Raw genomic sequence first — 20,572 nt, forward strand, 5'->3', positions numbered from 1 at the left:
AAGCATCGTCGGCGCGTTCAGCGCGCTGGCTTCCAATCCGGCGCTGGGTCAGTTGATGCGCGCACCGCGACTGATTCCCTGGCGCAACTGGTCGGGCGGGCAGAGTTGCCTGCCGGCGGCGCGGGTGGCGCCGAAGAACCTGGACGAACTGACGACGATCATTCAGCAGGCACCGGGCAAGATTCGCCCGGTCGGCTCGGCGCATTCCTTCAGCGCGCTGGTGCCCACCGACGGCACGTTGCTGTCGCTGAGCTACTTCAACGGTCTGCTCGACCACGACCCGAAAACCCTGCAAGCCGAATTCGCCGCCGGTACGCCGATGTCGCGCATGGGCACGCCGCTCAAAGACATCGGCCAGGCGCTGCAGAACATGGCCGACATCGACTACCAGACCCTCGCCGGGGCCATTTCCACCTCGACCCACGGCACCGGCAAAACCTTTCAGTCCTATTCCGCACACGTCTGCGGGATGCAACTGGTGACCGCCAGCGGCGAGGTGCTGGACTGCGACAGCCAGCGTCATCCCGACGTATTCAACGCCGCCCGGGTGTCACTCGGCGCACTCGGCGTGGCCACCAAAATCCGCCTGCAAAACCGCCCGGCCTATCGCCTGCGGGAAACCCAGTGGATCGCCAAGACCGAAGAACTGCTCGAAGACCTGGACAAGAACACAAGCGAAAACCAGCACTGGGAAATGCTCGTCGTCACCCATTCCGACTACGCCTTGTCGATCGCCCTCAACGAAACCACCGACCCGCCTACGCCGCCGATCCCGCCCGAAGAAGAGGGCGGCAACGAGTTCGTGACCCTGATCGAGAAGATCGACAAGTACGGCAGCGATTTTCCGAACCTGCGCAGTTCGCTGCTCAACAGCCTGCGACATCTGGCGAGTTTCGATGACCGGGTCGGCGACTCGTTCGACATCTACGCCAACGTGCGCACCGTGCGCTTCAACGAAATGGAATATTCGGTGCCCGCCGAGCACGGCCCGGCCTGCCTGCGGGAGATTCTCAAGCTGATCCGCGACAAGGACCTGCGCACCTGGTTTCCCATCGAGTACCGCTACGTCAAGGCCGATGACATTCCGCTGAGCATGTTCGAGGGCCGCGACAGCTGCTCGATCTCGGTCCACCAGCATTACCAGATGGACCACCACAACTTCTTCGCCGCCGTCGAGCCGATCTTCTGGAAGTACAACGGCCGCCCGCACTGGGGCAAGTTGCACACGCTGAATGCCCGCACATTGCAAACGCTCTATCCACGCTGGCAGGAATTCATTCAGGTACGCCAGGCGCTGGACCCGAGCGGCAAGTTTCTCAACGGGCATCTGTCGTCGATTCTGGGGGTGAGCTGATGGCGGTCAATCGACGTAATTTCGTGCTCGGGACTTTGGGCGTTGGCGCTTTGCTGGTGGGTGTTGGCGCATGGCTGCGGCCGGGGGATCGCGGCGGGCCTTACAGCGAGTACTTCCGGGCGCTGAACAACGAGCTCAAGACCAAAGGCCCGATGCGCCCGGTGTTGCTGATCGATCTGGATCGCCTGGACCACAACATCGACGTGGTTATGCGTTCAGTCAAACGCGCGGGCAAGCAGTTGCGGCTGGTGGAGAAATCGCTGCCGTCACCGGGACTGCTCAGTTACATCGGCCAAAGGGCTGGGACGCAGCGGCTGATGTCGTTTCATCAGCCGTTTCTCAACCACGATGCGGTGACGTTCCCGCAGTCTGACATTCTGCTCGGCAAGCCCTTACCGGTGCGCTCGGCAGAGCTGTTCTATCAAACCCACAACGGCCCGTTCGACCCGACGAAGCAACTGCAATGGCTGATCGACAACCCCGAACGCTTGCAGCAATACCTCGCACTGGCCCAGGGCTTGGGCACGCGGATGCGGATCAACATCGAGCTGGACGTCGGCCTGCACCGTGGCGGCGTCAGCGATCTGAACGTGCTCGGGCAGATGCTCGCGCTGATCGCCGCCAATCCGCAGCACCTGGAGTTCGCCGGATTCATGGGTTATGACCCGTTCGTGGGCATGGGCGTGCCGGGGATTCTCGGTTCGCCCGAAGAACTGTTCGCCAAGGTGATGGTGATTTATCAGCGCTGCGTCGACTTCACCCGGCAGCAATATCCGGCGCTGTGGCATGAAGGGTTGTGCCTGAACACCGCCGGCAGCCCGAGTTATCGCATGCATGAAAACGAACACCTGAGCAGTGAAGTGTCGGTGGGGACGGCGATGCTCAAGCCGACTCATTACGACTTGCCGTCGCTGGTCGAACATGAACCCGCCGCGTACATCGCCACACCGGTATTGAAAAGCACCGGGGCGGTGAACATCCCGGCGCTGGACGACAAGTCGAAGCTGTTTTCGTGGTGGGACACCAACCAGCGGCAGACCTTTTTCATCTACGGCGGCAACTGGATGGCCGAGTTCGAATCACCGCCCGGATTGCAGAGCAATGGCGTTTACGGCCGTAGCTCGAATCAGGAGATGGTCAATGGCTCGAATGCCGTAGGGCTGACGGTGGAGGATCAAGTGTTCCTGCGCCCGACCCAGACCGAGGCCGTCCTCCTGCAATTCGGCGATTTGCTGGCGGTACGTGGCGGCAAGATTGTCGATACCTGGCCGGTCTACACCTGACGGAATGTTTTTCTGAAAACACCTCATAACCCTGTGGGAGCGGGCTTGCTCGCGAAGGCGTCCCGTCAGTCACTCTCTAGGTGACAGACACACCGCTTTCGCGAGCAAGCCCGCTCCCACAAGGGTTTTGTGTTGTCTGCCAAATCCCGATCAATTTCTGTAATGAAGCTTTTATGACAAAAGTTCGGTAGCACATCGCCAGTCCGGTCATGCCTATGTAACGCGCTTGAGGGGCCCAACAGGGCGCTTTTCACAAGCCGAGGCGGGACGCCGGGAGTGAGGCAATGGGGACTATGGAACGCTACTCGAAAGTGGGCATGCAGGAACTCGATCAACGCCTGTCGAAGATCGTCGAAGCCGCGCGCAAGAAGCCGGTTTCGGTGTATCGCTACGGCGCGCCGTGGGTCTGGATCGTGTCGCAGGATGACTGGCAGGGCGCCTTGAAAGAGGTCTCCAGCTACATTCCGCCGGGGCATTCGCTGGTGCTGCTGCGCCCGCAGATCGACGATTTGCTCGACGCCCACCGCGACCTCCTGCACGACCTCAATGCCCAACCCGGCATGCTGATCGCCCCGCAGACGGTCATGCACATCCTGCTGCTGCAATTGCTGTATTCGGTGCCCAGCGAGCAGCAGCTCTACGAACAGCTCAATTACAACCTGCTGTTCCGCTGGTTCGTCGGCCTGGGTCTGAACCAGAAAGTCTGGAGCTTCAACGTCCTCAGTCGCGACATCGCCACGCTGCTCAACGAGCCGCGTGCGGTGCAGCTCATCCAGAAAATCATCGGTGAAGTGTTCTGCGGCGCGCTGCTGCAAATGCCCGAGTTCTCGCTGAACTTCGCGCTGCTGCACACCTGGCTGGGCAAGCACACCGGGGCCTGCACTTCAGCAATCAAGAACGCCAGTAACTGACGCACACGCAAGGCGCATGAGCGCCAACAGGTCATCGCGAATTTCAGGGGGTAGTGTGGATCAGATTTTCACGTCACGGCTGGCGCTGTGGGGCTGGCTGCTGGTGACGGCCGGCGCGCAGCCGGCGTTCGCCGATGAGGCCGGGAACGCAGCGGCGCAGCGTCTGGTGGACGTCAACGAATACTTCGTGCGCGGCAACACCGTGCTCGACGCGCGGGCGATCGAAGAAGCGGTGTATCCGTTCCTCGGCCCGCAAAAAGCCTTGAGCGACATCGAAGGCGCGCGGGATGCCTTGCAGAAGGCCTATCAGGAACGCGGCTACCAATCGGTGTTCGTCGAACTGCCGGAGCAGGCGGTGGCCGACGGCATCGTCTACCTGCAAGTCAGCGAAACCAAGGTGGGCCGGGTGCGGGTGGTCGGCGCCAAACACTATTCGCCGCTGGATATTCGCGACAACGTCCCGGCGCTGAAGGAAGGCGAGGTGCCGGACTTCGCCAAGGTCCAGGGCGAACTGGCGCAACTCAACAAGACCCCGGGCCGCCAGGTGATGCCGCTGGTGCGCGAAGGTCAGCGCCCCGGCACCATGGACGTGGACTTGCAGGTCGAAGACCAGAACCCGTGGACCGCCAGCGTGGGCCTGAACAACGACTACAGCGCCGACACCGAAAAACTGCGCACCGTCACCAGCCTCGGCTACAACAACCTTTGGCAGTTGGGGCACAGCGTCAACCTGACGTTCTTCACCGCACCGCAAGAGACAGACAATGCCAAGGTCTGGTCCGGCTCCTACACCGCGCCGTTGACCGAGCGCTGGAGCGTGCAGTTCTCCGGTTATCAGTCCGACAGCAACGTCGCCACCATCGGCGGCAGCAACGTGCTCGGCAAGGGCCATTCCTACGGCGTAGCGGCGATCTACACGATCCCGTCCAGCGGTAACTGGTCGAACTCGCTGTCGGCGGGCATCGACTTCAAGGACTTCGACGAACGCCTGACCCTGTCCGGCGAGAGCGACAAGGTGCCGCTGAAATACGCGCCGTTCACCTTCGCCTACAACGGCTATCGCTACAGCGAAAAGAGCCAGCTCGGCCTCGGCCTGAGCCTGGTCGCGGCCACTCGCAGCATTTTCGGTTACGGCAGCTCCGACGAAGACTTCGACTACAAACGCTACCGCGCCAACCCGAGTTTCGCCGTGCTCAAGGGCGATACCAACTTCACCTGGACCTTCGACAGCGACTGGCAGAGCGCAAGCAAAGCCGCGTTCCAGCTGGCGTCGGGGCCACTGGTTTCCAACGAACAATTCTCCGCCGGCGGCGCGACTTCGGTACGCGGTTATCTGGCGGCCGAACGCACCGCCGATGACGGCTTCCTGCTGAGCGAAGAGCTGCGTACACCGTCGCTGGCCAAGTACGTCGGCGGCTGGATGCAGGACTGGCGCTTCTACGCCTTCGCCGAAGGCGCGCAACTCTATCTGCGCGACGAACTGCCGGACCAGGACGCCAATTACGCCCTGGCCAGCGTCGGCCTCGGCACCCGCGCCAGCCTGAGCAAATGGCTGTCCGGCAGCCTCGACTGGGGCTACCCGCTACTCGAAGGGCCGAACACCTCGAAACAGGAATCGCGCCTGCACTTCAACCTTCAGGCCACTTTCTAACAAGGAGCACCTCCATGCAGCGCCTTTTCCTTTCGTTGTTGATCTGCCTGGGCTTCGTGCTCCCGGCCACGGCTCAGGCCTGGTGGCAGGACGACTGGCATTACCGCAAACAGATCGCCGTCGACACCACGCCGCAAGGCGCCGCGATCAATCAGGCCCTGGGCCGCACCGCGCTGCTGGTGCGCCTGCACACCGGCAACTTCACGTTTGACGGCGTGAAAGAGGACGGCTCGGACCTGCGCTTCGTCGCCGCCGACGACAAGACCGTGCTCAACCACCAGATCGAAAGCTTCGACGCGTTGATGGGCATGGCGCTGATCTGGGTCGACGTACCGAATGTCGAGGGCGGTCAGCGTCAGGACATCTGGATGTACTACGGCAACCAGAAGGCCCCGGCCACCGGCAACGGCCAACTGACGTTCGATCCGAATTACACCGCGCTCTATCACTTCGACGGCGCCACCGGCACCCCGGCGAAAGACACTACCGCCTACGGCAACACCGCGCAGAGCGCGACCGGCGCCGCTATCGACGGCGTAGTCGGGCGGGCCTTGCAGTTCAGCGGCCAGCCATTGCTGCTGCCGGCCAGTCCGTCGTTGCAACACAACGCTGGCAGCGCGTTCTCCTTCAGTGCCTGGCTGCGTCTGGATCAGGCCAACGGCGAACAACTGATCCTGGCCCGCCGCGAAGGCGCCAACAGCCTGCTGGTTGGTGTGAACCAGGGCGTGCCGTTTGTGGAAATCGACGGCCAGCGTGCCGTCGCTACGCAGCCACTGAATCCGGGTCAATGGCAGCACGTCGCACTAACCGCTGAAGGCGCGAAAGTGACGTTGTACATCAACGGTCGCGAAGGTGCAGCGCTCGCTCAAGCGATGCCGGCGTTCAACTCGGTCATGGCCATCGGTGCCGATCTGCACGAAGGTCCTTTCCAACCGTTCGTAGGCGCCATCGATGAACTGCGCCTGTCGAAAGTCGCCCGTCCGGCGCCCTTGTTGCTGGCCGATGCCACCTCTCAAGGCGCCGAGTCGAAACTGGTCGCCTATGGCGTCGATGAAGAACAGTCCGGCTTCGGTTTCGGCAGCCTCGGCTTCCTGCTCAACGCGGTACCGGTGGATGCTTGGGTGATCATCGCGGTGCTGGTGCTGATGATGTTCCAGTCGTGGATCATCATGCTGCACAAGAACCGCACCCTCAGCCGCGTCACCGCCGCCAACGAAGACTTCCGCGTGCAGTTCGCCAAGGTCGGCACCCGCCTGGAAATGTTCGCCGACGACACCCAACTCGCCCAGCGTCTACAGCACTCGTCGCTGTGGCGCCTGTACCTGGTCGCGGTGAAAGAAATCCGCACCCGCCGCGAGCAGGGCGCCGATACCTCATCCGTTTCCGCCGCAACCATCGAAGCCATCCGTTGCTCGATGGACGGTGTGCGCACCCGGGAAAACCAGCAGCTGAGTTCGAAACTCTCGACCCTGTCCAACGCCATCGCCGGCGGCCCGTACATCGGCCTGCTCGGCACCGTGCTGGGGATCATGGTGGTGTTCCTCGGCACGGCCATGGCCGGCGACGTCAACATCAACGCCATCGCGCCGGGCATGGCGGCCGCCTTGCTCGCTACCGCCATGGGCCTGTTCGTCGCGATCCCGGCGCTGTTTGGCTACAACCGCCTGATCACCCGCAACAAGGAAGTCAGCGCCGACATGCGCGTGTTCGTCGACGAGTTCATCACCCGTCTGGCGGAGATGCACGGCGAAGGTCAGTCCAGTGAAGCGGCGCATCAGCGCGGTCATCACGCCAACCACTCCGTACCGGCCTGAGGAGCACAGACATGGCGTCCGTAAATGCCTCCCACGACGATGACGAAGATGCAGCGGTGGACAGCATCAACATCACGCCACTGGTGGACGTGCTGATGGTGGTGCTGGTGATGTTCATCCTCACCGCCACCGCGCAGGTCTCCGGGATCCAGATCAACCTGCCCAAGGCCAGCGCCGCCGTGTCGCTGTCCGAGGCCAAGACCAAGGCGATTTCGGTCAACGACGGCGGCCAAGTGTTCCTCGACGCCTACCCGGTGACCCTGCCGGAGCTGGAAGAACGCCTGCGCATCGAGAAGGCCCAGAACCCGGACTTCCCGGTGATCGTGCGCGGCGACGCCACGGTGCAGTACCAGAAGGTCATCGAAGTGCTGGATCTGCTGCGCCGGCTCGAACTGTCCCAGGTCGGTCTCGTTACCGGCAAACCGACGCAGGGCTGAGTGATGACTGCACAACTGCCAATCGAGCCTTTGCCGGTGAAGAAGTCGCCACTGCGTTACGTGAAGTGGGGCGCCGGGCTGCTGCTGGGCGCCGTCGCGGCATTCCTGTTGTGGCAGTGGGCCAACGACATGAGCGGCATCCGCCGGGAAGCACCGAAGGTGCCGACGATCATTCCGTTGCCGCCACCGCCACCTCCGCCGCCGGAAAAACCGCCGGAGCCGGAAACCCCGGTCGAGGAAAAAGTCGTCGAGCCCGAGCCAACGCCCGAGCCGCAAGAGGTCAAGCCCGAAGAAGAAGCACCGCCATCGCCGGCAGACGATCTGGCCAACCCGATGCAAATCGACGGTGACGCCCAGAGCGGCAGCGACGCCTTCAACATCGGCGCGGGCAAGGGCGGAGGCATGGCCGGTTCCGGCGGTGGGCGACTGGGCAACGGCACCTACAGCCAGTTCCTCGCGTTCACTTTCCAGAAGCTGCTGCGCGAGAACCCCGACCTGCGCAACCTCGCGTTTTCGCTGCAGGCCGATGTGTGGCTGAGCAGCGTCGGCGAGATCACCCGGGTCGAGCTGATCAAGTCCAGCGGCAACCCCGAGATCGATACGCAAGTGCTCGCCGCATTGCGCAATGCGCCTGCTTTGAGCGAGCGGCCACCGGCCTCCATCACCTTGCCTGTGCGCATGTCCCTGCAAGGGCGGCGTCCGGGTTAACCGAATTCATAAAGCTGTATGAAAAGGAGTTGTGTGCAGATGATTTCCAACGTGAATCGATTGTCCCTGGCGGTCGGCATGGTCATCGCGACCCTGGTCGGTCAGGCCGCGGCAGCGCCTGCGCCCTCGGAGAACGCCACGATCAATCTGATCCGCTTGCTGGTCGAGCAGGGCATTCTGAAACAGGACAAGGCCGACGCCCTGATCGCCCAAGCCCAGAACGAAGCGGCCCAGGCCAAACAGGCAGCAGCGTCTACCGCTGTGGCATCCGGGCCGGTCGCCGCACCGGGCGATGTGCGGGTGCAATACGTGCCGGCTGCGGTGCGCGACCAGATCCGCGATCAGGTCAAGGCCGAAGTCATGGCCACCGCCAAGCAGGAAAACTGGGCCGCGCCCAACACCTTTCCGGACTGGGCTTCGCGCATCAGCTTCGACGGCGACATTCGTCTGCGTGACGAATCGCGCTACTACTCGGGCAGCAACAGCAACGAAATCGTCGACTTCGCCAAGCTCAACAACAACGGCCCGTACGACGTGAACCCCAACAGCAGCACCGCGTTGCCGCCGTTGCTCAACACCCGCGAAGACCGCGAAAACCTATTCCGCCTGCGCGCCCGGCTGGGCATGAAAGCAGTGATCTCGCCGGAATGGACCGCCGGCATCCGCATCGGCACCGGCTCGGACAACAACCCGGTGTCGACCACCCAGAACCTCGGCGGCGGCTTCTCGAAAAAGGACATCTGGCTCGATCAGGGTTACCTGACCTGGAAACCGTCGGATGAGCTGACCCTGACCGGTGGCCGCTTCGCCAACCCGTTCATGTCCACCGACATGCTGTATTCCAACGACCTGAACTTCGACGGCGTGGCGGCGATTTTCGACCACAAGCTCAGCCGCGACTGGGGCGTGTTCGGCACCGTCGGCGCGTTCCCGGTGGACTACACCAACGACACCACCACCAGCAACGGCTTCGACAAGGAAGAAAGCGACAACAAATGGCTGTACGGCGCGCAGATCGGCGCCAAATGGGCGATCAACAGCAACAACCGCTTGAAAGGCGCGCTGGCCTACTACCGCTTCGACGACATCGAAGGCCAGCGCTCCAGCCCCTGCGAACCGTGGGCCGGCGCGCCCGGCTGCGACAGCGACGGCACCCGCGCGGCATTCATGCAGAAGGGCAACAGCGTGTTCCTGCTGCGTGACATCACGCCGAACCCGCTCAACCCGACCACCACGCCGCAACCGCAATTCGTTGGCCTGGCGTCCGAGTTCAACCTGCTGGACCTCAACGTGGTGTGGGACGCCGACCTGCCGGAAGACTTCAAACTGCGCAGCCAGGGCAACTACATCCACAACCTCGGCTACGACGAAGGCGACATGCGCAAGCGTTCGGCGGGGCAACTGGTCAACAACCTCGACAGCAACGGCAACATCGAAAGCGGCGCCAATGCGTGGATGGTCCAGTTCACCCTCGGCAACGCGCTGGAGCTGAAGAAGCAGGGCGACTGGAACCTGTTCGCCGGCTACAAGTACATCCAGCCGGATGCCTTGCCGGACGGCTTCAACGACTCGTCGTTCCACCTCGGCGGCACCAACGCCAAGGGCTACTTCCTGGGCGGCAATTACGGTCTGGCGAAGAACGTCTACGCCACCGGCCGCTGGTTGAGTTCGGAGGCGGTGTATGGCGCGCCGTTCGACATCGACGTCATGCAGCTTGAGATCAACACGCGCTTCTAAGCGCCGGGAGAGGGTTATGAAAATCCGCTTTTTATGGCTTGGGCTCGGGATGTTGATCGCCACCGGGGCGAGCGCCGAAGGCATGGAAGAACGCCTGCGCACCCAGTTGCGCAGCACCACCCAGCAGCTGCAAACCCTGCAAAGCCAGCAGGCCCAGGCCAGCGCCGCGCAACTGGCGGCGCAGAACGAAGCCAAGGCTGCGCAGGCGCAAATCAAGCAATTGACCGCCGAACTGGCCAAGGCCAAAGACCTCGCCGAGCAACTGGCCGGGCAGCAGCAAAGCCTGCACAGCCAGGCTCAGGCACAGGTGGCGGCGAGTAACGAGCAGACCGGCAAGTTCAAGAAAGCCTATGACGAGCTGTTGGTCATGGCCCGTGCCAAAGAGGCAGAACGGTCTAAGCTTCAAGCGCAATTGACTGAACGTGACACACAAGTGCAGCAATGTTCGGTCAAGAATCAGCAGATGTACGGCGTGGCCAAGCAGATTCTCACCGCCTACGAAAACATCGATGTGGCCGAGGTGATGAAGATCCGCCAGCCCTTCGCCGGCAGCGCCCGGGTCAAGTTCGATGAACTGGCTCAGGGCTTTGGCGATGAACTGTACAAGACTCAATTCGATGCGCCGCAAGCTGCGATCGCGCACTGATTAAAAGACTCATGGACAAGGAAGAAGTAATGACTCAATTGATCTCCCACGTATCCCCGCAATCCCTGACCGACGTACTGCAAGCCGCCGGTTACCGCGTCAACCAGACCGAACAGAACGGCATCGTCCAGTTGCTCAGCGCCAGTCAGGGCATCGGATATGCCGTGCGTTTCGGCAACCCGGCGGTGGCGGAGCAGGGCAGCTATGTCGACTTCACTTTCAGTTGTGCCTTGCGTGTGCAAGGTGAATTGCCGGCCGGTGTGGCCGAGCAGTGGAACGCGACCCGCCGGTTTGCCCGGTTGTCGTTGCAGGGCGAGTTTCTGGTGATGGAAATGGACGTGGTGGTGGCCGCTGGCGTCAGCAGCGATTACCTGCGCGGCAACCTGGAATTGTGGGATCGCCTGTTGCAGGAGTTCATCGTTTATCTGCGTGACTTCACCCAGAACGCTGCTGCCGCCCAGGCTCCAAAGGTTGAGCAAGAGGAAGTCGCGCTGTGACAAAACCTGCCATGGTAATCAGCGCCGCTACGGTGGCGCTGTTGGTGGTGGCCGTGGCGCTGGTGGTGCGGCCGGGTACTGACCCGGTCGCCGCCCAGCAACCGGCGCCGGTGATCGCGGCGAATAATGAGCCTGCGGTGGCGCGGTTGGGTAATCAACAGGTTTCGCCGGAGGAATTGCAGGCGCTGCTGGCCGCCGTACCGTCACAGACCCGCGAGCAACTGCGTGGCAATCGTGAGGCGCTGGAGCGCTGGATTCGTTCACGCCTGGCCGAAAAAGCCGTGCTGGAACAGGCCGATGCTCAAGGCTGGGCGCAGCGCCCAGACGTGGTACGGCAGACCCGCGCCGCCACCGAACAGATCGTGTTTCGCGACTATTTGCAGTCGGTGAGCCAGGTGCCGGCGGATTATCCGAGCGCTGCCGAATTGCAGCAGGCGTATGACGCGGGCAAGGCCAACTGGCAGACGCCGGCGCTGTATCGGGTCAGCCAGATTTTCCTCGGGGTGAATGAGCCGCAGAATCTTGAGGCTGTGCGCAAGCAGGCGGCGGAGTTGAGCAAGAAAGCTCAGGCAAGCCCGGCGGACTTTGCAGCGCTGGCCAAGGAGTTTTCCCAGGATCGCCTCACCGCTGAACGTGGCGGCGATACCGGTCTGCAACCGTTGCAGCAACTGGTGCCGGAAGTACGTGGCGCCGTGGCACGGCTCAAGGTTGGCGCGGTTTCTGATCCTGTTCAAAGCAGCGCCGGCTTCCACGTGATCAAACTCACCGAACAACAACCAGCCCGCACCGCGACCCTCGACGAGTTGCGCGATCAACTGACCCAGGCCTTGTGGGCACAGCGTCAGGAGCAGATCGCCCAGGCCTATCTGGACGGCATGCTCAATACCGCGACGCTGAGCATCGACGGGGCCGAGCTCAACAAGGTGCTGGAGACCAAACCCTAAGCGCTGCACACCAAAACAAAGATCGACAGGGAGTCATCGATGTCATTCACCGAACCCGCAGCACGACAGAGCAGCGCCGATTTCCGCTGGCCCCGGGACAAGGACGAACCCTGGCTGGCGCAAGCCGCGACCCTCGACGGCGACGTCGCCCAATACTTTCTGGTCAGCGCCCGTTGCGGCTGCTTCATGCAGGCCGCCCGCAGCCTCAACGTGCGCTCGACCCTGCTGCGCAAACAACTGGCGCAACTCGAACAACAACTGCAATGCGCGCTGTTCAGCTTTCAGGGCAGCGCCCTCAGCCTGACCCGCGAAGGCCAGCAATTGCAGGCGCAACTGATCGCCCTGGCTCACGAACGCAAACTTCCGGTGATCGAGCAACCGCTGATAAGGCTGGCCGTCGCCGAATCGATCCTGCATGACATCCTTGGCCGCGACCTCATCGCACTGCTGCGCCGCAACGCCAGCGTGCGCCTCGAGATCATCGCCCTCGACAGCGAACTGGCCCTGCGTGCGGTCAGTGCCGACATCGTGCTGTGGCTCGCCCACGGCGATACCCCGCATCCGGGCCCGACCTTCGCCACCAGCGAACCGCAACGCCTCGCGCAACTGGAATACCAGCCGCACATTGCCAAACGCTACTCCCGCGTCACTGCACGCCCGGAAAGCCCGGACGACCTCGCCGATTTCATGTTGGTGCAATGGCAGCATGATCGGCAGATCGACAGCTTCCGGCCGTGGAATGAACTGGTCGAACAGCGGTTGGCCGGGGTGGTGCAGATGCAGTCCTATGAGCTGATGCTGGAGATGATTCGTTGCAGCGCGTGCATTGGCTTGCTGCCGATGTACATGAGCCGGTTTGATCGCGGATTGGTGGCGTTGCCGGGGTTGTTTGACGAGGCGATGCGGTTGCAGGCGTGGTTGGCGGTGAACAGTGAATCGCAGGCGGTCGGGGAGGTGCAGACCTTGGTGGAGTTGATTCAGCGCACGTTCAATGAGCGACAGGAGTGGTTTGAGTAACCACGTAGGTTTTTAGATCGTTCCCACGTCGAGGCGTCGAACCGTCCGCGTGGGAATGCCTCGAGGGACGCTCCGCGTTCCAGCTCCGAAAGGGACGCGGAGCGTCCCGGGCTGCATTCCCACGCAGAGCGTGGGAACAATCAGCCAATCAGGCTAAGGGGATGTATAGGCTTTAAACAGTCATGGCGAATCCGTGAAGAAGCGGTTTACAGTGACCGGCCACGCACTGATCCAGGAGGGATCTTTCATGCCTGAGCACAACCCCGCCATTCACCTCGAACGCTACAACGAATCCCACGTCGAGGGCATCACCGCGCTCTATAACGACCCGGCCGTGACCCGGCAGGTGTTGCAAATGCCGTTTCAGACCACCGAGGTCTGGCGCAAACGCCTGGCGCCGGACAACGAGCGGGTGGTGCAACTGGTGGCGCTGCATCAGGGGGTGGTGATCGGCAATCTGGGGCTGGAACAGTTTTCGCGGATTCGCCGCAGTCACGCCGGCAGTGTCGGCATGGCCGTAGCAGTGGCGTGGCAGGGCAAGGGCATCGGTTCGAAGCTGTTGGCAGCGGCGCTGGACATCGCCGACAACTGGATGAACCTGCACCGGGTCGAGCTTTCGGTGTACGCCGACAACGAGGCGGCCATCGGGCTCTACCGCAAGTTCGGCTTCGAAACCGAGGGCCTGTTTCGCGATTACGCCGTGCGTGACGGGCAATGGGTCGACACCCTGAGCATGGCGCGCCTGCGCAAACGCTGACCTTCTGTCCGTCAGTGGCCGACGAGGCGACCGTGCAGGCAAATGACTTGCACGGTCGTCATCGGCATCTGCCATGCTCGACGTCCGCAGCACCGCTCCTTGAAGGAACACCGCAATGGACGACGTACAGCAACTGGGCGAAATGCTTCGCTACTATGCCGATAGCGAAGCGCACAAGAAGCAATTGTTCGAGACGCAATCGGCGACCTGGGCTACACGGATTACCGAGTTGTTCGGGCAGATTCAGCAATGGCTGGAGCCGGTGCAGGCGCCGGGGTTGCTGGAGGTCAGCCGGGAGGATTATGTCGCGTTCGGGCCGAGCACACCGGTTGAGACCTCGACCTTCAAGACTGAAAAACTGAGCATCGTGATTGCCGGCAAACCGGTGGAGTTCGTTCCGGATGTGATGGGCAGTGGCGGACAGATTTCGCTGGCGGTGATGGGGTTGACGGCGGCACGGTACGGAAGTGTTTCGTTGGTGCGGTTGCCCAATGGTGATTGGCAGTGGCGTAAGACCAATGGGTTGAAGGATCCGGATACCTTTGCCTTCGATGCGAATTTCCTCGCGCAGCAACTGCAGAGCCTCATCCCACGCGACCGTACTTAAGATCAAAAGCCAACCCTAGCTGATCGTTCCCACGCGGACGGTTCGACGCCTCGACGTGGGAACGATCAACATCAACGGAAGTAGCTCACATTTCGAGGTTGACCCACCCCGGCTTCGCCACCTCCGGCGCCACCGCTTTCACGGTCTTACCGGTGGCCATTTCGACCCGCCGAGCCACCTCCGGATCATCCGCAAACGGCGTCAGACTAGCCTCATCCAGGCTCTCGCTCGTCTCATGCCGCAAGCAGTACTCCACCGCCAGCCACAGAAACACCACACCCAACACATTCAAAAAAACATCGAACATGACCGGCTCCCTGCCTCAGGCGATCTGCGCTTCACGGTGGGCGAGTGCAACGTCGGCAACCCGCACCGTGCGCCACACGTTATAGGCCATCAGCAACATGCCCGTCAGGAAGAACACCCCGCCGGCAAACCGCACGACAAACCCCGGATGGCTGGCCTGCAGCGCCTCGACGAACGAATAAGTCAGCGTGCCGTCCTCGTTGATCGCCCGCCACATCAGGCCCTGAGTAATCCCGTTGACCCACATCGAAGCGATGTACAACACCGTGCCGATGGTCGCCAGCCAGAAGTGCAGGTTGATCAGCGGTGTGCTGTGCATCCGTTCGCGGCCGAAGACCTTGGGCACCATGTGGTAGGTCGCGCCGAAGGTGATCATCGCCACCCAGCCGAGGGCGCCGGCGTGTACGTGGCCGATCGTCCAGTCGGTGTAGTGGGAGAGGGCATTGACGGTCTTGATCGCCATCATCGGGCCTTCGAAGGTCGACATGCCGTAGAACGCCAGCGATAGAACGAGGAAACGCAGGATCGGGTCGGTGCGCAATTTATGCCACGCGCCGGAGAGGGTCATCATCCCGTTGATCATGCCGCCCCAGCTCGGCGCCAACAGGATCAGCGACATCGCCATGCCCAGCGACTGCGCCCAGTCCGGCAGCGCGGTGTAGTGCAAATGGTGCGGGCCGGCCCAGATGTACAGGGTGATCAGCGCCCAGAAATGCACGATCGACAACCGGTACGAATACACCGGCCGATTCACTTGCTTGGGCACGAAGTAATACATCATCCCGAGGAACCCGGTGGTCAGGAAGAAACCCACCGCGTTGTGCCCGTACCACCACTGCACCATGGCGTCGGTGGCGCCGGAATACACCGGATAGGACTTGAACCAGTCCACCGGGATCGACAGGTGATTGACCACGTGCAGCATGGCGATCACCAGAATGAATGCACCGAAGAACCAGTTGCCGACGTAGATGTGCTTGGTCTTGCGCTGCACCACGGTGGTGAAAAACACCACGGCGTACGCGACCCAGACCACGGCCATCCACACCGCGCCGGAGAATTCGATCTCGGCGTATTCCTTGGTGGTGGTGTAGCCCATCGGCAGGGTGACCAGCATGATCACGATCACCGATTGCCAGCCCCAGAAGGTGAACGCGGCGAGTTTGTCCGAGTACAGCCGCACCTGGCAGGTGCGCTGCACCGCGTAGTAACTGGCGGCGAATTGCGCGCTGCCGGCGAAACCGAAAATCACCAGGCTGGTGTGCAACGGTCGCAAGCGGCCGAAGGTGGTCCACGGCAAGTCCAGATTCATGTCCGGCCATACCAGTTGCGAGGCGATCCATACCCCCATCGCCATGCCCACGACACCCCAGAAAACAGTCGCGATGACGAATTGGCGGACGACCTTGTAGTTATAAGCCTGTCCGATTGTTGCTGTGCTCATGGTCAGTTCATCCACGGTTGCAAAGTCTTGCCAGGCCACCCGGTCTGGCACGAGCTGCACTGTAGAAACCCCACCGGAAACAAAACAGGCTCAGGAAATGTTCATTTATGCGGATCAGATCAAAGCGCTGCCTGCGGCCATCTGCCGCGCCCTGATACGGTTTTTATGCGATCAGGTGAATCTGTTGTGCACTGCGCCGTTCGTCCATAGTCAGGGAAAATACTGTGGGAACGGGCGAACCCGAGATAGCGCCAGGCACGAACTGGCGCTATCTCGGGTTCGCCCGTTCCCACAGGAATTCATGTAATCCCTGATGAGGTAGTAGGCCGATGTATCAGTACGATGATTACGACCGGGCGCTGGTGTTCGAGCGCGTTGCGCAGTTTCGCGATCAGGTCGAGCGCTTCATGGCCGGGGAGTTGAGCGAAGAAGAGTTCCTGCCGCTGCGCCTGCAAAACGGCCTGTACATGCAAAAGCACGCCTACATGCTGCGGGTGGCCATTCCTTACGGCACGCTGAGTGCCGAACAGATGCGCACCCTGGCGAGCATCGCCCGGGATTACGACCGTGGCTACGGCCACTTCACCACCCGGCAGAACATGCAGTTCAACTGGATCGAGCTGCACGAGGTGCCGGACATTCTCGAACGTCTGGCGCAGGTCAACATGCATGCGATCCAGACCTCGGGCAACTGCGTGCGCAACATCACCACCGAAGCCTTCGCCGGGGTCGCGGCGGACGAGCTGATCGACCCGCGCCCGCTGGCCGAGATCCTGCGGCAATGGTCGACGATCAACCCGGAGTTCCTTTTCCTTCCGCGCAAGTTCAAGATCGCCATCTGCTCGGCGAAGCAGGATCGCGCGGCAATCATGATGCACGACATCGGCCTCTACCTTTACCCCGGCCGTGACGGCCAGATGCTGCTGCGAGTGATCGTCGGCGGCGGTCTGGGACGCACGCCGATTCTCGGTCTGCAGATTCGCGACGATCTACCGTGGCAGCACTTGCTGTCCTACGTCGAGGCGGTGTTGCGGGTCTACAACCGTCACGGCCGGCGCGACAACAAGTACAAGGCGCGGATCAAGATTCTGGTCAAGGCGCTGGGCATCGAGGCGTTCGCCAAAGAGGTCGAAGAAGAATGGCAACACCTCAAGGACGGCCCGGCGCAACTGACCGAAGATGAATTCCAGCGGGTCGCCAGTGCCTTTGTGCCGCCGAGCTATCGCACGCTGGCGGGTACCGATCTGGATTTCGGCACGCACCTGGCCGACAACCCGGCGTTCGCCCGTTGGGTCGCGCGCAACGTACAACCGCACAAGGTGCCGGGCTACACCAGCGTGGTGCTGTCGACCAAACCGGGTCTGGCCTCGCCGCCGGGGGACGTCACCGATGCGCAGATGCAGGCCGTGGCTGACTGGTCCGAGCGCTTCGGTTTCGGCGAAATCCGCATCGCCCACGAGCAGAACATCGTCCTGCCGGACGTGCCCAAGTCCGAGCTGTTCGCGCTGTGGCAACTGGCGAAAGAGCAGGGGCTGGGCGCCGCCAACGTGGGGCTGCTGACCGACATCATTGCCTGCCCCGGCGGCGACTTCTGTGCGCTGGCCAATGCCAAGTCGATCCCGATTGCCCAGGCGATTCAGGCGCGTTTCGACAACCTCGATTACCTGCATGATCTGGGCGACATCAGCCTGAACATCTCCGGCTGCATGAACGCCTGCGGCCATCACCACATCGGCAACATCGGGATTCTCGGCGTCGATAAAAACGGCAGCGAGTGGTACCAGATCACCCTCGGCGGCGCGCAGGGCAAGAACAGCGCACTGGGCAAAGTCATCGGCCCGTCGTTCAGCGCCGCCGAAGTGCCGCAGGTGATCGAGCGGATCATCGGCACCTTCGTGCGTTATCGCGAAGCTGAAGAGCTGTTCGTCGATACCGTGGCGCGCATCGGACTCGAGCCGTTCAAGGAGCGGGTCTATCCGAAGGCGCTGGAGGTGCCGGCATGAAAAATCTTTTGCGCATGGAGGCGAGCGGGGCGCGGATCGTGCTGGATGATCCGTGGACGCTGATTCGCTCACCAGAAACAGAGTTCAGCGCCGGGATGTTGATTCTGCCGCTGGCCCACTGGCTCGAATCACCCTCGACCCATGCGGTCTGGCTCGGCCCTGACGACGGCGTCGAAAGCCTGTTGCCATGGCTGACCTCGCTGCCGCTGATCGCCCTCGACTTCCCGAGCTTTCGCGACGGCCGCGCCTACAGCCAGGCCTATCTGCTGCGCAGCCGTTTCGGCTGGAAAGGCGAGTTGCGCGCCGTCGGCGATGTGCTGCGCGACCAGCTCAGCCACATGCGCCAGTGCGGTTTCGACAGCTTCGCCGTGCGTGAAGACAAATCCGCCGAGGATGCGCTCAAGGGACTGGCCGGGATGAGCGTGTTGTACGGGCGCTCGGTGATCGAGCCGCGACCGTTGTTCCGGCGCAGGTGATGCAGGGGAAACCCTTAGAACCCTGATGAATCGGGGATTTTTCCTTGGGTCGATGGTGGCCTTTTGGTAGAGTCCCCGTCGCCAGCGGGTTTTCGGCTGGACGACGGAACGAAGAAGGGAGTCTGATCAGTGAGTCCGGGCAAAAAAATTCTGGGCATCACCGCGTTGCTGCTGATGGTGACGCTGTGGGCCGGTTACATCTATGTGTTCAACGAAAACCGTGGCGGTCAGCTCGGCGGTGTCGGCGAAAGCACCGCCTGGTGCGGCACGCCGCCGAACACCGAAGCGGCGCTGCTGGGCAAGGATCAGCTGACCCTGCGCATCACCAACAACCTGCGCGGCGAGTTCATGCTCAGCGGCGCGGTGGTGGTCTCCGAGCGCACTTTCAACCGCTATGACCTGGGCCGCAACGAACTGCGTCTGCGCCTGGAACCGTTGCAGTGGTCGTTTGGCGTCACGCCGATCTTCCTCGAACAGGTGAAAGTCCTGCCCCTGAGCCGCAACCTCGCCTCGACCGACAAAAGCGCCTTCGCCGAACTCGAATCGCGGCCGATCAGCGTCCAGGGCCGGGTCACCGAATTTCCCTTCGACACCTATCGCTACGGCTACAAACCGGTGCTGTATTACCTCAAGGGCAGCGAGCGCATCGACCTGCGTTTCAAGAACATCACCACGCTGATGGAGATGTCCAACACCTTCACGCCGATCCAGAAATACAACCGCGCCGACTACATCAACGAGAAAAACTCGATGATCCGCGACGAGGATTACAAGGCCTACGGCCCCCACGAATGCGCGTTCAGCGTCGAGCGCAAAGGCTCGTTCAAGGTTGTGGTGCTGTTGATGCTGCTGGTGCTGTGCCTGCCGTTGTTGCTGGTGTTCTACCGCGATGAGCCGGGGATCGACTTCCTTGCCACGCTGGTGGGGATTGGCGTGGTACGCACGGTGCTGGTGGGGCCGGTGCAGGATTTCCAGCTGTACAACATTGATTTTCTGTTCGGTGCGGCGATTTTGCTGGTGGGGACGGTGTCGCTGATCAAGGCGATGCGGGCGAACAGCCGGCGGGAGATGGCGTTGAGGAGTGGGGAGACTTCGAGCTGGTAGAAGAAAGCCTTGAGCACCTGTGATGGTCCGGACCTTTCAAAGGTCCGGACCCGACGTTGCGCAATGTTGGGGTTTCTGATCGCAAACGGCGCGAATTTAGCTATACCTGTAACTCCCCCGACGCAATAAATTCGGCCTTCCGACAGGAGTTACAGCATGAAGCTAGCCGTAATGATGAGCACCCTGTGCATTGCCACGCTGGGCGTGGTGGGTTGCTCCAGCAAAACCGTCGCACCCGACGAGTACTCAGGCTTCCTCAAGGACTACAGCCAACTGAGGGAGGCCAAATCCCCGTCGGGGGCCGAAGTGATGCGCTGGATCGACCCGAAAGTCGACATCGGCAAATTCACCAGCTTCTACGTCGAACCGACCCAGCTTTATCCCAAACCGCAACCCACCGTGAAGATTCCGCAGCAAACCCTCAACGGCATCACCAGCTACTATGATCAGGCGCTCAAGCGTGAGCTGGGCAAATCCCTGCCGCTGGCCTCAGGCCCAGGGCCGGGTGTGATCGTGGTACGCGCGGCCATCACCGCCGTCAGCAGCAAGACCGAAGGCTTGCACGCGTATGAGGTGATTCCGGTGGCGTTGGTAGCCGCAGCGGTCAGCACGGCCAGTGGTATTCGCGATCAGGAAACCACCCTGGCGACCGAAGCGGTGTTCCTCGATGGCGGCACCAACAAGGTGGCGGCGCAGGTGGTGCGCAAGGGCACCGGCAAACCGCTGGAAAACGATTCGCAGGTGATGAAGGCCGATGACGTGAAAAGCGTGATCGATGGCTGGGCGGCGGATCTGCATCAGTCCTACCTCAAGCTCAAGGCCAAGTAAGACCGGCACGCCGGGTCGTCCCTGAGGGCGATCCGGCGTGTGCATTGC

20 protein-coding genes are annotated in these 20,572 nt (G+C 62.0%); 18 read left to right on the forward strand and 2 right to left on the reverse strand.

All coding sequences use genetic code 11. The annotated features are described in order from the left end of the window. The first annotated feature begins 25 nt into the window (after nucleotides 1-25). From ABTV87_RS13665 to ABTV87_RS13730, 14 genes are all read left to right on the forward strand, one after another. A complete protein-coding gene (locus ABTV87_RS13665; RefSeq protein WP_433899859.1) occupies nucleotides 26-1,354 on the forward strand; it encodes a D-arabinono-1,4-lactone oxidase in 1,329 nt (442 codons plus the stop codon). A gap of 74 nt (nucleotides 1,355-1,428) precedes the next feature. After that, nucleotides 1,429-2,637, forward strand: a complete 1,209-nt coding sequence (locus ABTV87_RS13670) for a DSD1 family PLP-dependent enzyme (RefSeq protein WP_433899860.1) — start codon at nucleotides 1,429-1,431, stop codon at nucleotides 2,635-2,637. A 284-nt stretch (nucleotides 2,638-2,921) separates the two neighbouring features. Further along, nucleotides 2,922-3,548: a transposase gene (locus ABTV87_RS13675; protein WP_074690888.1), complete on the forward strand. Its 627-nt coding sequence runs from the start codon at nucleotides 2,922-2,924 to the stop codon at nucleotides 3,546-3,548. A gap of 55 nt (nucleotides 3,549-3,603) precedes the next feature. Next, nucleotides 3,604-5,199, forward strand: coding sequence for a ShlB/FhaC/HecB family hemolysin secretion/activation protein (locus tag ABTV87_RS13680; protein ID WP_433899754.1), 1,596 nt, complete (start codon nucleotides 3,604-3,606; stop codon nucleotides 5,197-5,199). Nucleotides 5,200-5,213: 14 nt separating this feature from the next. Next, nucleotides 5,214-7,013, forward strand: a complete 1,800-nt coding sequence (locus tag ABTV87_RS13685) for a DUF2341 domain-containing protein (protein ID WP_433899755.1) — start codon at nucleotides 5,214-5,216, stop codon at nucleotides 7,011-7,013. Nucleotides 7,014-7,024: 11 nt separating this feature from the next. Then, complete coding sequence (locus ABTV87_RS13690; protein WP_007955109.1) at nucleotides 7,025-7,450, forward strand: ExbD/TolR family protein; 426 nt, start codon at nucleotides 7,025-7,027, stop codon at nucleotides 7,448-7,450. A gap of 3 nt (nucleotides 7,451-7,453) precedes the next feature. Beyond that, on the forward strand, nucleotides 7,454-8,158 hold the full coding sequence (locus ABTV87_RS13695; protein WP_433899756.1) for an energy transducer TonB family protein: 705 nt from the start codon (nucleotides 7,454-7,456) through the stop codon (nucleotides 8,156-8,158). A gap of 39 nt (nucleotides 8,159-8,197) precedes the next feature. Next, nucleotides 8,198-9,895 carry a putative porin gene (locus ABTV87_RS13700; protein WP_433899757.1) on the forward strand — a complete coding sequence of 566 codons (1,698 nt, stop codon included), beginning with the start codon at nucleotides 8,198-8,200 and terminating at the stop codon, nucleotides 9,893-9,895. A 16-nt stretch (nucleotides 9,896-9,911) separates the two neighbouring features. Further along, the gene (locus ABTV87_RS13705) at nucleotides 9,912-10,541 is read left to right on the forward strand and encodes a DNA repair protein (protein WP_433899758.1); all 630 of its coding nucleotides are present in this window, start codon (nucleotides 9,912-9,914) and stop codon (nucleotides 10,539-10,541) included. 29 nt (nucleotides 10,542-10,570) lie between these two features. Next, nucleotides 10,571-11,038, forward strand: a complete 468-nt coding sequence (locus ABTV87_RS13710; RefSeq protein ID WP_007955105.1) for a YbjN domain-containing protein — start codon at nucleotides 10,571-10,573, stop codon at nucleotides 11,036-11,038. Continuing rightward, on the forward strand, nucleotides 11,035-11,982 hold the full coding sequence (locus tag ABTV87_RS13715; RefSeq protein WP_433899759.1) for a peptidylprolyl isomerase: 948 nt from the start codon (nucleotides 11,035-11,037) through the stop codon (nucleotides 11,980-11,982). Before ABTV87_RS13710 ends, ABTV87_RS13715 begins: the two co-directional genes overlap by 4 nt. Nucleotides 11,983-12,021: 39 nt before the next feature. Then, nucleotides 12,022-12,999, forward strand: coding sequence for a LysR family transcriptional regulator (locus ABTV87_RS13720; RefSeq protein ID WP_433899760.1), 978 nt, complete (start codon nucleotides 12,022-12,024; stop codon nucleotides 12,997-12,999). Nucleotides 13,000-13,246: 247 nt separating this feature from the next. Next, a complete protein-coding gene (locus ABTV87_RS13725; RefSeq protein WP_433899761.1) occupies nucleotides 13,247-13,756 on the forward strand; it encodes a GNAT family N-acetyltransferase in 510 nt (169 codons plus the stop codon). A gap of 115 nt (nucleotides 13,757-13,871) precedes the next feature. Then, nucleotides 13,872-14,363: a hypothetical protein gene (locus ABTV87_RS13730; protein WP_433899762.1), complete on the forward strand. Its 492-nt coding sequence runs from the start codon at nucleotides 13,872-13,874 to the stop codon at nucleotides 14,361-14,363. Nucleotides 14,364-14,448: 85 nt separating this feature from the next. On the opposite strand, the gene ABTV87_RS13735 is transcribed toward ABTV87_RS13730, so the two are convergent. Together ABTV87_RS13735 and ccoN are read right to left on the reverse strand one after the other, a co-directional pair. Further along, nucleotides 14,449-14,670 carry a cbb3-type cytochrome c oxidase subunit 3 gene (locus ABTV87_RS13735; protein ID WP_433899763.1) on the reverse strand — a complete coding sequence of 74 codons (222 nt, stop codon included), beginning with the start codon at nucleotides 14,668-14,670 and terminating at the stop codon, nucleotides 14,449-14,451. Nucleotides 14,671-14,685: 15 nt separating this feature from the next. After that, complete coding sequence (ccoN, locus tag ABTV87_RS13740; protein ID WP_433899764.1) at nucleotides 14,686-16,113, reverse strand: cytochrome-c oxidase, cbb3-type subunit I; 1,428 nt, start codon at nucleotides 16,111-16,113, stop codon at nucleotides 14,686-14,688. Nucleotides 16,114-16,442: 329 nt separating this feature from the next. Here ccoN and ABTV87_RS13745 point away from each other — a divergent pair, with 329 nt between their 5' ends. From ABTV87_RS13745 to ABTV87_RS13760, 4 genes are all read left to right on the forward strand, one after another. Beyond that, nucleotides 16,443-18,116: a nitrite/sulfite reductase gene (locus ABTV87_RS13745; protein ID WP_433899765.1), complete on the forward strand. Its 1,674-nt coding sequence runs from the start codon at nucleotides 16,443-16,445 to the stop codon at nucleotides 18,114-18,116. After that, on the forward strand, nucleotides 18,113-18,592 hold the full coding sequence (locus tag ABTV87_RS13750) for a DUF934 domain-containing protein (RefSeq protein WP_433899766.1): 480 nt from the start codon (nucleotides 18,113-18,115) through the stop codon (nucleotides 18,590-18,592). The genes ABTV87_RS13745 and ABTV87_RS13750 overlap by 4 nt, the downstream gene beginning before the upstream one ends. A 129-nt stretch (nucleotides 18,593-18,721) precedes the next feature. Beyond that, nucleotides 18,722-19,696: a hypothetical protein gene (locus ABTV87_RS13755; protein ID WP_064381826.1), complete on the forward strand. Its 975-nt coding sequence runs from the start codon at nucleotides 18,722-18,724 to the stop codon at nucleotides 19,694-19,696. 156 nt (nucleotides 19,697-19,852) lie between these two features. Continuing rightward, nucleotides 19,853-20,524, forward strand: a complete 672-nt coding sequence (locus tag ABTV87_RS13760) for a DUF3313 domain-containing protein (RefSeq protein ID WP_064596259.1) — start codon at nucleotides 19,853-19,855, stop codon at nucleotides 20,522-20,524. The last annotated feature ends 48 nt before the right edge of the window (nucleotides 20,525-20,572 follow it).

Origin of the sequence: Pseudomonas sp. PSE1(2024), assembly GCF_050990555.1 — a bacterium.
Lineage (GTDB): Bacteria > Pseudomonadota > Gammaproteobacteria > Pseudomonadales > Pseudomonadaceae > Aquipseudomonas > Aquipseudomonas aphyarum.

Bases quoted from the DNA above. Each gene is read 5' to 3' on its own strand.
- ABTV87_RS13675 (WP_074690888.1), top strand. From the start codon at position 2,922: ATGGGGACTATGGAACGCTACTCGAAAGTGGGCATGCAGGAACTCGAT.
- ABTV87_RS13725 (WP_433899761.1), top strand. From the start codon at position 13,247: ATGCCTGAGCACAACCCCGCCATTCACCTCGAACGCTACAACGAATCC.
- ABTV87_RS13760 (WP_064596259.1), top strand. From the start codon at position 19,853: ATGAAGCTAGCCGTAATGATGAGCACCCTGTGCATTGCCACGCTGGGC.
- ccoN (WP_433899764.1), bottom strand. From the start codon at position 16,113: ATGAGCACAGCAACAATCGGACAGGCTTATAACTACAAGGTCGTCCGC.
- ABTV87_RS13695 (WP_433899756.1), top strand. From the start codon at position 7,454: ATGACTGCACAACTGCCAATCGAGCCTTTGCCGGTGAAGAAGTCGCCA.
- ABTV87_RS13700 (WP_433899757.1), top strand. From the start codon at position 8,198: ATGATTTCCAACGTGAATCGATTGTCCCTGGCGGTCGGCATGGTCATC.
- ABTV87_RS13705 (WP_433899758.1), top strand. From the start codon at position 9,912: ATGAAAATCCGCTTTTTATGGCTTGGGCTCGGGATGTTGATCGCCACC.
- ABTV87_RS13690 (WP_007955109.1), top strand. From the start codon at position 7,025: ATGGCGTCCGTAAATGCCTCCCACGACGATGACGAAGATGCAGCGGTG.
- ABTV87_RS13730 (WP_433899762.1), top strand. From the start codon at position 13,872: ATGGACGACGTACAGCAACTGGGCGAAATGCTTCGCTACTATGCCGAT.
- ABTV87_RS13745 (WP_433899765.1), top strand. From the start codon at position 16,443: ATGTATCAGTACGATGATTACGACCGGGCGCTGGTGTTCGAGCGCGTT.
- ABTV87_RS13720 (WP_433899760.1), top strand. From the start codon at position 12,022: ATGTCATTCACCGAACCCGCAGCACGACAGAGCAGCGCCGATTTCCGC.
- ABTV87_RS13685 (WP_433899755.1), top strand. From the start codon at position 5,214: ATGCAGCGCCTTTTCCTTTCGTTGTTGATCTGCCTGGGCTTCGTGCTC.
- ABTV87_RS13735 (WP_433899763.1), bottom strand. From the start codon at position 14,670: ATGTTCGATGTTTTTTTGAATGTGTTGGGTGTGGTGTTTCTGTGGCTG.
- ABTV87_RS13710 (WP_007955105.1), top strand. From the start codon at position 10,571: ATGACTCAATTGATCTCCCACGTATCCCCGCAATCCCTGACCGACGTA.
- ABTV87_RS13750 (WP_433899766.1), top strand. From the start codon at position 18,113: ATGAAAAATCTTTTGCGCATGGAGGCGAGCGGGGCGCGGATCGTGCTG.